The following is a 12,069-nucleotide window of genomic DNA, read 5'->3' as shown; positions in this document are numbered from 1 at the left end:
TGGTGGTTAGTGTCATTCACCGACCACCTTAATATTTTTAATTTTGAACGATTCATGCATACAACAACTGATTCCTAATTTCATCAGCGGTTAGTGTGCTTACCAGAATACCAATCCGTTGCGCCACTTCATAAGCATTTTTATGAGGCACAACGATAATCCCAAAATGTTCTCTATTCTCATCTATATATTGGAGATGCAACCGCTCAAAATCAACACGGTTATGTGTCAGAATACATCTGCCTACAAAAGTTGTAAATTCCAGTTGCTCACGGTCAGTTTTGCCGATAGTTCCTTGTTCAGGAACAGTTGTGATATTTAAACCGCGCGATCGCAACAGTGTAGCAACCAACGCTGACATATCCTCATCGCTGTAAAGTGTAGCAAAAACTGTCACGATGTGCCCAATATAGCTTTTACAGATGGATGTATTAATTCATCGGGTACTCGGTTTCGCTCAATGTATTCATTAATCTCTGCCTGATGATCGAGATAAAAACTTAAGGCATCAAATACTTGTGCCAGGGTTAAATGTGGCAAATGGTTCAGGATTTCTTCTGGCATAATCCCCAACCGCCACAAACCGACAATGGCACGAACAGATGTCCGAGTACCTATAATAATTGGCTCTCCACTCAAAATTTCCGGGTTACGGGTAACGTAGCGCGAGGAGGTTTCAGCAAACATAGAATAAATCACTCAGCAGAACTGGCGTTGCCTTTAGTTTACCAATAGTTCTGGTCAGCAGCAGGCTGGTTTAGCTGTGTAATTATGTAATTTCCAGCAATGAAGGAGATGGCTTTGCTAGACCAGAAAATCGCTAAATATCAAACGGATCTATGATGTTAGGATTTTTTATAAATTCATTTTCATATTCTGTTAATGCTTGTTTAAAATTCTCAGAAGTTATACCGTTAGGACACATCATAAATTTATGAAATAAATCATCTAAAATATCAACGTACCAGGATTTATCCTGGTTTTTTTTACTCCCCCCTAATTCTCTTCCCAATTCTACCTTCAATTTCCTTCAAACCCTCCGTCAATTCTTGACCCAATATCCTGTCAAGAGATAGTTGAAGCGATCGCTAATTATTTTCTCACCAAATACTTAAGTGGGAGATTTGAACCTACTCTGATGCTCAGACTCTTGTTTTTGCAACAGAAAATCGAGATAGTCTTGTAATTGCAACAGCCTCGCTCCAGATAATAGTTTACTTTAATTTGGTAAAATCTCGTTGACTTCTGAAACTGATAAATCCACTGTTTTTGCTAGGATATATTCTGCCAATGCCTGATTAATTAGCACTTGATATCCTTGCTCACCTGCCTTTGACTTGAAGTATTCCACGATGAAAGCATCTAGGAGGATATCGACACGTTGTTGACCCCGTTCAACAGGTTTTCTGCCAACCCGCAGCACTGCTTGCTTCATCTGTTCTTCAGTCACTTCTGGAATGTCAGAAAGATCAATGTCCTTATCTTGCATTGCATCAATCCTCTCCCAATCAGTTTGAGAGGCTTTGAAAGAAAATGATTTGCTCACGTTTAGTTCCCTCTCTCATCGAAATCACACGAATTTCATCCCCAACTTCTCGTATGGGCAATCACCACCACTCGCCCGTGCAATAGTCCCAGTGTAATAAAGCGCTGTTCTCCATAAGCATAGCGCTCATCTTCAAACGTGAATGTTGCACCTTCAAAACCTGAGAAGCATCTACGAAATCAAACCCGTGTTTGCCTAAATTTGATTGCCGCTTATTTTCATCCCAAGTGAACTGCATCAGCTTATACCGTGCTAAATTTTGAACTTTGAATTATTCAATCCAAAATCCAAAATTTAAAATCTAAAATTCGGTCATCTCATCGCTCAGTCTAGTCTGCTTGATTTTTTAAAGCGATCGCTTCCCTAAAATTGCTGTAAAAACCGCAAATCGCTAGCATACAAGCGACGAATATCATCGATTTGATGTAACACCATTGCAAAGCGTTCTACACCAAAACCGGCAGCAAACCCTGTATAAATTTCTGGGTCATAACCCACAGACTTAAGTACATTTGGATCAACCATACCGCAGCCCATCACCTCTAGCCAGCGCCCATTCCACTGCAAATCCACCTCAGCCGAGGGTTCGGTAAACGGGAAATAACTAGCGCGGAAGCGAATTGGCAACTCGCCAAATATTGCTTGTAAAAATACCTTAATTGTGCCTTTGAGGTCTGTAAAAGTGAGTCCCTCGTCAATGGCTAAAAGTTCTATTTGATGGAAAACAGCCGAGTGAGTCGCGTCTACATTATCTCGCCGATAAACTCGCCCTGGAGCCACAACCCGAATTGGTGGTTCCTCTTTTTCCATGTAACGAATTTGAACAGATGAGGTATGAGTTCGGAGAAGATTACCATCTGGGAGGTAGAAGGTATCCTGCATATCACGGGCGGGGTGGTCAGGCGGAGTATTGAGAGCCTCGAAATTGTAGTAATCTGTTTCCATCTCTGGCCCTTGAGCCACGGTGTAGCCCATACCGACAAAGATATCCAGCGCCCGGTCGATAATACCATTGAGGGGATGAATGCGACCTTGGGGGCTGTAAATTCCCGGCATAGTTACATCCAGAGTTTCCGCCTCTAGCAAAGCTTGAATTTGTGCAGCTTCCAGGGCGGCGCGTTGCTGGTCTAGACTAGTTTGCAGGGATTCTTTGACTGTATTGGCGATCGCTCCAATTTTCGGTCGTTCCTCTGCGCTCATTTGCCCCATACTTCGCAACAGTGCCCCCAGTTCCCCTTTCTTACCCAGATAGTTAACTCTGAGTTCCTCCAGACGTTCTAGGGTATCAGCGGCTGCGATCGCTTTTTCTCCTGACTGCCGCAGTGCTAAAAGTTGAGCTTCTAAATTGCTAGTCATTAGTTATTAGTCATTGGTCATTAGTCATTAGTCTATAGTCAAAAGCTGTGAACTGCTCGATAAATAAACTTACAGATGTGCCATTAACATCAGCCAAAGGCGAGGGTCGAAACCAAACTTCTGTTTATCAGTTAGAGACGATTGGGCTAGTACAGCGGGCATAGAAATCTGGCTAACATCTCAATTAACAAGACTTGGGGCTTCAGCCCCTTGTTAAAGGTAGGTAAACTGACGCCGTGACGTACTAGTGAGTATGTATGTTTTTTTTGCTGCCTGTGACCTCAGACATTGACAAATGACTAATAACAAATAACTAATAACTAATGACCAATGACTAATGACCAATACTTCTCTACGAGAGGCTGCGCCAACGACTACGCTCAGTACAAGTGACCAATGACTATGAAATTACTAATTAGCAACGATGACGGCATTTCTGCCTTGGGTATTCGTACCCTAGCCAACTACTTGGCAGAGGCAGGTCATGATGTTAGTGTAGTTTGCCCAGATCGAGAGCGATCGGCAACTGGACATGGGTTAACTTTACACCAACCAATTCGCGCCGAAATTGTTGAAGGGATTTTTCATCCCGCTGTCAAAGCTTGGGCTTGCGATGGTACGCCTTCAGATTGCGTCAAATTGGCGCTGTGGGCTTTGCTAGAGACTCCCCCCGATTTGGTTCTCTCTGGCATTAATCAAGGTGCGAATTTGGGAACTGAAATCTTGTATTCTGGAACTGTTTCGGCGGCAATGGAAGGTCTAATTGAAGGCATTCCCAGTGTAGCGCTAAGTCTTATTAGTCACACATCTAAAGACTTTAAACCTGCTGCTAAGTTTGCCAAAATTCTTGTAGACCAGTTAGCCCAAAAACCGCTACCAGATTTGATGTTACTCAACGTCAATATTCCTGCTGTTCAGTGGGAAGAAATTGCCGGAGTTACTCTTACCCGTCAAGGATTGCGGCATTACATTGATGTGTTTGATAAACGAGTTGATCCTCGTGGAAAAACGTACTACTGGTTAACCGGAGAGGTAATTGAGGATGTGGAACCCCCAACCGGATTAGATCTGCTTCAAAATGTCCCCTTAGATGTGCATGTTGTACGTAAAAACTACATCAGTATTACCCCATTACAATACAATCTTACTTACGCAGATGGACTAGATAAATTGTCTGAGTGGGAATTCAATATTTCGTGAATCATTTGATTTATCAGGATAAAACTGGGGTTATTTAAATGCATCAGAGAAAAATGTAGGCTATAACTTAGGGGCACTCTTGAAATAACTGATACACCTTCACCCCAAAAACTGGAAAATTCTACCTGACAGTATTTCATCCACATTTACACAATCAGCCAGAAACAGGGTATGCTGTTTTACCAAGAAATCCTCCCTCTAACAAAATCGGTGAGACAGCATATACTTAGACAAAACAAGTAGCATTTTTTCATTTATCGCCCGCTCAGTCCAGCAAGCAACACCCATGTCTAGGATAGAGAACCAATTTACCGTACAATTTTGGGGCGTTCGCGGCAGCATCCCCAGTCCAGGACCACACACCGTTCGTTACGGCGGTAATACCCCTTGCATATCAATGCAAGCGGGCGATAAACGCTTAATTTTCGATGCTGGTACGGGACTACATGTTTTGGGGCAATCTTTATTGCACCAAATGCCCTTAGAAGCTCACATATTTTTTACCCACTCTCACTGGGATCACATGCAGGGTTTTCCCTTCTTTACCCCAGGGTTTGTGAAGGGGAATGACTTTCATATCTACGGGGCGATCGCACCTGATGGTTCTACCATAGAACAGCGCCTCAATGATCAAATGTTGCACCCAAACTTTCCTGTACCCTTGCAGATTATGCAAGCCAATTTAAATTTCTACGACATTCGACCAGGGCAACCAATATACATCGATGACGTTACCGTAGAAACAGCACCTTTAAACCATCCAGGTGAAGCCGTAGGCTACCGCGTAAACTGGCGTGGCGGTGCTGCTGTTTACATTACTGATACCGAACATTTTCCCGACCGACTCGATGACAATGTAGTGTCGCTAGCTCGTAATGCTGACATTATGATTTACGATTCTACCTACACGGACGAGGAATACCATTCCCCAAAATCCCCGAAAATTGGCTGGGGACATTCTACCTGGCAAGAAGCAGTAAAAGTGGCACAAGCTGCTAACGTCAAAACTCTGGTGATTTACCACCACGACCCCGCGCACGACGACGACTTTTTGGATCGTGTAGGCAAACAAGCAGCGGCGAAATTTCCTGGGGCGATCATGGCACGCGAAGGAATGGTACTTCAGGTTCCGCTCTCAGTTTCCTTATCAGAATCTTTTCCTGTTAGGAAGTTTTCTGTCTAAAGATTGCGATCGGAGGAATTGGAGATTTTAGATTAGATTGGTGATCAGAAGCTTTCAGCGCGAGAGCATACCTGTTGGCTGCACGGTGAGACAGCGCTGCCCAGAGTTGTCAGAGCGCCGACCACAGAATAAGGGCGACAACAGGAGGACACACTTTATAGATTCACCAACACGGCCCAGACACCCACAGACGCCCTAAGATTGCGGCTGATCGGAGGGTAACCTCGTTGCAGTCTCAGCACGAAACTAGAGCCTTTTTAGCTCTGGTATTTGGGGTTATCTGGACTTAGCAATTAGCTTGACAGCTAATTGCATAAGAAACCATCTTGGGCGACTTCCCGTGGCTTAGGCTTTTGGCTGATAGCTAAAAGGGGTGGCATTAACACCCTGGCTAATAGCACAAGACCTCATGGGCAGTTGGTGGAAGTTCAAGACCGTCTACAAAAGCTGTCCTCCTCAAGGCGGTTTACCATAGGGTAGCTTCCTGCTGATAGCTAAAATAAACCTAAAATCTCAGAATCCACGTGCTAAATTTGTCTAAAAATGGGTGTTCTGTGTGGGTTGCTCCTTCGAGCGAAGGGCTGCTAACGCCGACTGCTGTTGCCCTTGGCAAGTTTGATGGTGTTCATCTTGGTCATCAAAGGGTAATTCAACCAGTCTTGCACGCTGGTGGTCAGTTGTCAGTAACTAGTAACCCGCAGTCAAACGAAAATCAACAACTAACAACAGACAACGGACAACTGACAAATAAAGAATATACCTACTCAACAGTTGTCACCTTTGACCCCCATCCACAGGAGTTTTTTACAGGGCAACCCCGGACTTTGTTAACGCCACTAGATGAAAAAGTCCAACAATTGCGATCGCTTGGGGTAGAACAACTGGTACTACTACCCTTTGACAAAGAATTATCTGCTTTGACCCCCGAAGAATTCGTAGAAAAAATTCTTGTGCAACAACTGCGATGCCAGCGAATTAGCATCGGGCAGGATTTTTGTTTTGGCGAAAAGCGCAGTGGTACTGCTAAGGATTTGCAATTACTCGCCGCCAAGCATAATATCCCCGTTACCATCGTTCCCTTACAAACTTATACAGGTGACTCGCCCACCCAAAGCAGTTGCGTCAGTACTACTCCGCCTCAAGATGCCCGCATTAGCACTTCATTGATCCGCCAAACCCTTGAGCACGGCGATATCGAAAACGCAAATCTACTACTAGGACGCCCTTACACCCTCCTTGGTGATGTCGTTCAAGGTCAACAATTGGGCAGAACAATTGGCTTTCCCACCGCCAACCTCCAACTACCAAAAGAAAAGTTTTTGCCCCGTCAAGGAGTCTATGCTGTCCGCGTTTTCACTCTCAGTGAAACATCAGATGCTGCACCAAGTGAGAGCTTGGGCGTAATCAATATCGGTAACCGCCCAACTGTAAATGGTGCTTATTCATCTGCGGAAGTACATTTACTCGATTGGTCTGGTGATTTGTATGGTAAAAAACTGGCTGTGCAGTTAGTTAAATTTTTACGCCCTGAACAAAAATTTCCTTCTCTAGAAGCCCTGAAAACACAAATTCAACTTGACTGCGTAGTTGCTAGAGAAGTTTTGAGTCCTGAATTTTGAGTGCCCAGTGCTGACTGGGAACAATAGATAGGGCATTGGGCATTGGGAAGAATATTAATTTATATCTCCCAGTTCTTAGTCCCCAATCCCCATTGCCCCTTATCCCCAATCCCCACTCCCCGCACCGCATGAGAGAAAAAATTGACGCTTTAACACAAAATCTGGCTCTTACCATCGTTGGCAAAACTGAGGCAATACGCTTAGTGCTAGTAGCCTTGCTAGGTGGTGGTCATGCCCTCCTAGAAGATGTCCCTGGTGTTGGTAAAACCCTGCTCGCTAAATCCCTAGCTTGTTCACTAGATGGCAAGTTTCAACGACTACAATGTACCCCCGATTTACTGCCAACTGACATCACTGGCACCAACATTTGGAACCCAAAAAGCGGCGAATTTACTTTTCTTCCTGGGCCAGTCTTTGCTAATATCCTTCTAACTGACGAAATTAACCGCGCTACACCCCGCACTCAGTCAGCTTTACTGGAAGTTATGGAAGAGCATCAGGTAACAGTCGATGGTGTCTCTCGTGCAGTTCCCCAGCCGTTTTTTGTGATTGCCACTCAAAATCCTATTGAGTATCAAGGTACTTTTCCCCTGCCGGAAGCGCAAATGGATCGGTTTATGTTGTCGCTGAGTTTGGGCTATCCTTCGGAGGCAGAAGAACTCCAAATGCTGCAAAATCTCCAAAATGGTTTGAAGGTTGCTGATTTGCAGCCTTGTATTACTTTGGCAGAAGTACAGGAATTGCGTTACCTCTGCTCTCAAGTAAAAGTTGCAACTTCTTTGCAACAGTACATCCTCGAATTGGTGCGGGTAACACGCCAAGATGAGGAAATCGCCCTTGGCGTCAGTCCGCGTGGCACATTAGCATTACAACGGGCTGCCAAAGCGCTAGCTTTTCTATTAGGGCGTGATTATGCCATCCCCGATGATGTGAAATTTCTCGTTCCTCACGTTCTTTGCCATCGGCTTATTCCCAGAGGAGGACGCAATGCAAGAACTGTTGTTGAGCGATTATTGCGATCGGTTTCTATTCCTTAATATTAAAAAGGTAGACAACAGTTGATTCTAAGTTTTGACCTAATTGCTTTCTCTTGAAAATGCTACTAACCCAAGTTGCGGGTTATAAAACAATACGCTTGGGTTAAGAAAATTCCTTAGTGTAGGCAGGCAGGGGAAGAAATAATAGGCTTATCCCAAGCGTATTGGGTTATAAAATACAAATTTACTATTTCAGGCGATCGCGCATGGTAAAATTTGGCTGTTTTTAACTGCTATTAGCAGTTAAAAACAGGGCAATGAGAAAATTTTAATATGCTTTAGGGGTGTCCTAAAGGTGGCTTTTAACTGTTATTTGAAGGCAAATGATACCTTGGGACACTTATTGGTTTGAGGAAAATCGCCCTCTAATTCCAATACTGCTCGGTTAAGCCTAAAAAATAACTCCAATGTAGGTTGGGTTGAGGAAGGAAACCCAACATTTTCATGGCTTTGTTGGGTTTCACTCCGTACCACTTCGTGGAAGCAAGCTACGCGCAGCATCGGCCACAGAGAAAAATTTTGAACGAAAAAATTACTTTTTCAGACTGGATTGAGAAAAATCTGTTCTCTCAAGGGTAGGAAGAAAAGACAGAAGCAAAGCAGGCTACAAATTAAATTTTATAATTTAAAATTTAATTTTATTTATTTATTTATTAGGTAGCTTTCACTATCTCAAATGTATAATCTATCATTTATTCCTATTTTTCAAATGTATAATCTATCATTCATTATTATTTATCTCAACCTCTATTACTTGTTTCTTGGTTAGGATTGTGCAAGGGAGAGTATCTTCTTTGAAAACATCAGACAGTATCCACCTAGTAGTCATTTATTGACAGAGCTAGGGAAGTTGCAACTGCCTGAACTTTTACTTCAAAAATCATGAGCCATTATATGGATAGTTAGCATGTTAACGGCACCATCCAATGTCTCAAGACTTATTAAACTCCTTTCAAGAAGCATACAGCAATCTCGAACTATTTCCGTTGATGGAACAGAACGAAATGGAAAAATTTAGAGTCGAATATGGTGATGATTTGATTGCAGACCTTAACCAATTAGTGGAAGATAGTCCCAATAGAGATGGCAAAATTGTCTTTACAGGACATCGGGGATGTGGTAAGTCCACTTTGTTAGCTGAGTTTAGCAGACAAATTCAAAATAAATATTTTGTAGTTCTATTCTCTATTGCTGACAAAATTGAAATGTCGGCTGTTAACCATATTAATATACTATTTGCGATCGCAGTTAATTTAATGACAGAGGCAGAAGCACGCCGAGTTGATATTCCTCAATCTACTAAAGAAGCTCTTTATAAGTGGTTTGCTACCCGCACTCGCACTGAAGAATTAAATTTACAGGCAGAAGCTAGTATAGGTTTTGACCTTTTAAAGTTGATTAGCTCTAAATTAAAAGCTGATGCTAGCGTTCGGGATGAAATTAAGCAAGAATTTGAACGCAAGTTATCAGATTTAGTTGCCAGAATTAATGAAATTGCTGCTCTGATTCAAGCTGCAACTAAACAAAACGTTTTAGTAATTATTGATGATTTAGATAAACTTGACTTAGGAAGAGTTAACGAAATTTATCGAGATAACATTAAAGCTCTTTGCCAACCTAACTTTCAAATTATCTACACTATCCCGATCGCAGTACTTCGGGAAACATTTATCAGCACAATAATTACCACTGAAACCAACGACCAGGTTGTCGCAATGCCTGTCTTAAAAATCTTTGAAAAAGGGAAAAATCGTTTCCCTAACGCCCAACCTCGCCCGGAAGCAACAAAGATTCTCGGTGAAGTTTTACAAAAGCGGATTTCCAGTGAATTAATCGCAGTAGAAACTGCTGAAAAAATTGTGATTTCCAGTGGTGGCGTATTGCGAGAGTTAATTCGTATTTCTAAGGAATGTTGCCGCATTTGTTTGCGGATGATCCGGCGAAATCCCTCAGCAGAAGTTATTATTGATGATAAAATTCTTCTGGAAGCAATCAATAAAATTCGCAATGATTTTTCCATACGTTTAGGAAAGGTTGATATAGATATTTTGCAGAGTGTTTATGAACAATTTATGCCCAATGACCCCAAGCAAGCAGAGTTTTTGGATTTGCTACATGGGCTGTATGTTCTAGAATATCGAACTGATGAAACTTGGTATGATGTTCATCCAATTATTATAGAAAGTTTGAGAAGACAGGGAGCCATTAATGTTAAATGAAGAATTATTAGATGATCAGGAAGAAAATCAAGATGCGTATGATGATTTAATCGTTTCTATTGAAGCTCAAAAACGGGGATTGAATTTACTGATTGCAGTTTGCAATGATGCTAGCTTTCGTGATGATATTATTGCCCAGTATGAAGCCGAACTACAACCTAAGTTTCGTCCATATCGAGTGACTTTAGCACGTCAGGAACCGAGCCTAAAAGCTGCTCTTAACCATTTGGTACAACAAGAAGAATATCTCCGTCAGCAGAACCCGGCGGTGATTACTGTGACTGGTGCTGAACAACTTTATTTTCTCAAGTTGGGAAATGAGCAATCGGAACAGGATAAATTTTTTGGTTACTTACAGTGGACAAGGGAAGGATTACGCGAGTTTCCCTTTGCGATTGTGCTTTGGGTAACTAAGCAAATTTTAGTCAACCTGATTAAAAAAGCCCCTGATTTTTGGAGTTGGCGCAACGGTGTATTCCGGTTTGAATCTAAAAAGACGAATGCTATTCCTGGTAAAGAACTAGAACATATACGTTTTGTTTTTAGAGACACGGAATTAGCTAGCACAGATACTAATGAAAATAACCCCTTTTTCTTGCCCATTCAAGATTTACAAAAGCTAATCGAGAAAGTAGAACAGGAACGGGGAACTAAAGACCCCAGCTTGGCTACTTTATATTCTAGGTTGGGTGATATTTACCGCAGCAGATTAGATCGGGGTGAATCTCAAAATTATCAAGAAGAACAGGAATTAGCAATTAAGTATTGGCGTCAAGCGAGTGAATTACAAAATGAATTAAGTTTGCAGATAGACTTAGCTACTAGCCTCAACAATTTAGCAGGAATATATCGTGCAACAGGACGTTACAACGAAGCAGAACCAATATATCAACAAGCTTTGGAACTGACGAAACGTCTTTTGGGAGACAACCATCCTTCTTTTGCTACTAGCCTCAATAACTTGGCAGGACTCTACAAATCTACTGGACAATATACTAAAGCGGAACTCCTATATCAACAAGCTTTGGAACTGAGGAAACGCCTGTGGGGAGAAAACCATGCCGATGTCGCCGCCAGTCTGAACAATTTGGCATTACTATATGATGAACAAGGACGTTATGACGAAGCAGAACCTCTGTATCTGCAAACATTAGAACTTGAAAAACGTCTGGTTGGCGAAAATCATCTTTCTTTTGCTCTTATACTGAATAATTTAGCACTACTTTATTATCATCAAGGACGTTACAGTGAAGCTGAACCGTTGTCGCAACAAGCAATAGAACTAGATAAGCGATTTTTGGGAGAAGAGAATCCTGATGTTGCAACAGATTTGCACAATTTAGGTTTAATATACCGCGCTCAAGGACGCTACGATCAAGCCGAATCTTTGTTTTTGCAATCATTGGAACTCAAGCAGCGTCTATTGCAAAAGGTGCATCCGCTTTTAGCAGATACTATCTATGCTCTTGGTTATATGTACAGGGAGCAGGGGCGTTACAATGAAGCGGAACCCTTATGTATAAAAGCCTTAGAATTTGATAAGCACCTATTGGGAGAAAATCATCCTAATGTTGCTGAAAGTCTGAACAATTTGGCAGAAATCTATCGTGCGACAGAACGTTACAGCGAAGCAAAACCCCTTTATCTGCAAGCTTTAGATATTTGCGAACGAGTCTGGGGCGTAAATCATCTCCGTAGTGTCAATATTCGTCAAAATTTAGAAAAACTTGCCGCAGCTATGCATAATAATGGAGAGTGCGAACGCATTGCATAGAGCAAAAATCTCATTTAGGGTTAAACTAAACGCTAAAACACAATAAAAAAATCGGATATTTTCATTTTGAGACTCTAATCTAGAGACAGCAAAATGGCTAAAGATGTTTTCCATCAACAGGTAAAAAAAAGCATT

At 42.1% G+C, this 12,069-nt stretch carries 12 protein-coding genes; 7 read left to right on the top strand and 5 right to left on the bottom strand.

Going from position 1 to position 12,069, the window contains the following annotated elements; all coding sequences use genetic code 11:
* Positions 1-52 precede the first annotated feature (52 nt).
* The 5 genes from V7K85_RS26185 to pheS all read right to left on the bottom strand — a co-directional run bounded on the left by V7K85_RS26185 (position 53) and on the right by pheS (position 2,902).
* Positions 53-397: a DUF5615 family PIN-like protein gene (locus V7K85_RS26185; protein ID WP_334818015.1), complete on the bottom strand. Its 345-nt coding sequence runs from the start codon at positions 395-397 to the stop codon at positions 53-55.
* On the bottom strand, positions 394-687 hold the full coding sequence (locus V7K85_RS26180; RefSeq protein WP_099102280.1) for a DUF433 domain-containing protein: 294 nt from the start codon (positions 685-687) through the stop codon (positions 394-396). The genes V7K85_RS26185 and V7K85_RS26180 overlap by 4 nt, the downstream gene beginning before the upstream one ends.
* Before the next feature lie 133 nt (positions 688-820).
* The gene (locus V7K85_RS26175; RefSeq protein WP_334818013.1) at positions 821-1,012 is read right to left on the bottom strand and encodes a hypothetical protein; all 192 of its coding nucleotides are present in this window, start codon (positions 1,010-1,012) and stop codon (positions 821-823) included.
* A gap of 207 nt (positions 1,013-1,219) precedes the next feature.
* Positions 1,220-1,546 carry a BrnA antitoxin family protein gene (locus V7K85_RS26170; protein WP_334818011.1) on the bottom strand — a complete coding sequence of 109 codons (327 nt, stop codon included), beginning with the start codon at positions 1,544-1,546 and terminating at the stop codon, positions 1,220-1,222.
* A gap of 363 nt (positions 1,547-1,909) precedes the next feature.
* Positions 1,910-2,902: a phenylalanine--tRNA ligase subunit alpha gene (pheS, locus tag V7K85_RS26165; protein WP_334818009.1), complete on the bottom strand. Its 993-nt coding sequence runs from the start codon at positions 2,900-2,902 to the stop codon at positions 1,910-1,912.
* 402 nt (positions 2,903-3,304) lie between these two features.
* Between pheS and surE the strand changes: the two genes are divergently transcribed.
* The 7 genes from surE to V7K85_RS26130 all read left to right on the top strand — a co-directional run bounded on the left by surE (position 3,305) and on the right by V7K85_RS26130 (position 11,934).
* Complete coding sequence (gene surE / locus V7K85_RS26160) at positions 3,305-4,102, top strand: 5'/3'-nucleotidase SurE (RefSeq protein ID WP_334818007.1); 798 nt, start codon at positions 3,305-3,307, stop codon at positions 4,100-4,102.
* Positions 4,103-4,388: 286 nt separating this feature from the next.
* Positions 4,389-5,285 carry an MBL fold metallo-hydrolase gene (locus V7K85_RS26155; protein ID WP_334818005.1) on the top strand — a complete coding sequence of 299 codons (897 nt, stop codon included), beginning with the start codon at positions 4,389-4,391 and terminating at the stop codon, positions 5,283-5,285.
* Positions 5,286-5,594: 309 nt separating this feature from the next.
* Entirely contained in the window at positions 5,595-5,765 is a 171-nt protein-coding gene (locus V7K85_RS26150; RefSeq protein ID WP_334818003.1) for a hypothetical protein, read from the top strand.
* Between the two features lie 44 nt (positions 5,766-5,809).
* A complete protein-coding gene (locus tag V7K85_RS26145) occupies positions 5,810-6,904 on the top strand; it encodes a bifunctional riboflavin kinase/FAD synthetase (protein WP_334818001.1) in 1,095 nt (364 codons plus the stop codon).
* Positions 6,905-7,032: 128 nt separating this feature from the next.
* On the top strand, positions 7,033-7,941 hold the full coding sequence (locus V7K85_RS26140) for an AAA family ATPase (RefSeq protein WP_334817997.1): 909 nt from the start codon (positions 7,033-7,035) through the stop codon (positions 7,939-7,941).
* A gap of 926 nt (positions 7,942-8,867) precedes the next feature.
* The gene (locus V7K85_RS26135) at positions 8,868-10,160 is read left to right on the top strand and encodes an ATP-binding protein (protein ID WP_334817995.1); all 1,293 of its coding nucleotides are present in this window, start codon (positions 8,868-8,870) and stop codon (positions 10,158-10,160) included.
* A complete protein-coding gene (locus V7K85_RS26130) occupies positions 10,150-11,934 on the top strand; it encodes a tetratricopeptide repeat protein (protein WP_334817993.1) in 1,785 nt (594 codons plus the stop codon). Before V7K85_RS26135 ends, V7K85_RS26130 begins: the two co-directional genes overlap by 11 nt.
* Positions 11,935-12,069 lie beyond the last annotated feature (135 nt).

This window comes from Nostoc sp., assembly GCF_036917615.1.
GTDB lineage: Bacteria > Cyanobacteriota > Cyanobacteriia > Cyanobacteriales > Nostocaceae > Nostoc.
Note: the sequence above shows the minus strand (reverse complement) of the source record. Positions and strands in the feature narration are given on the sequence as shown.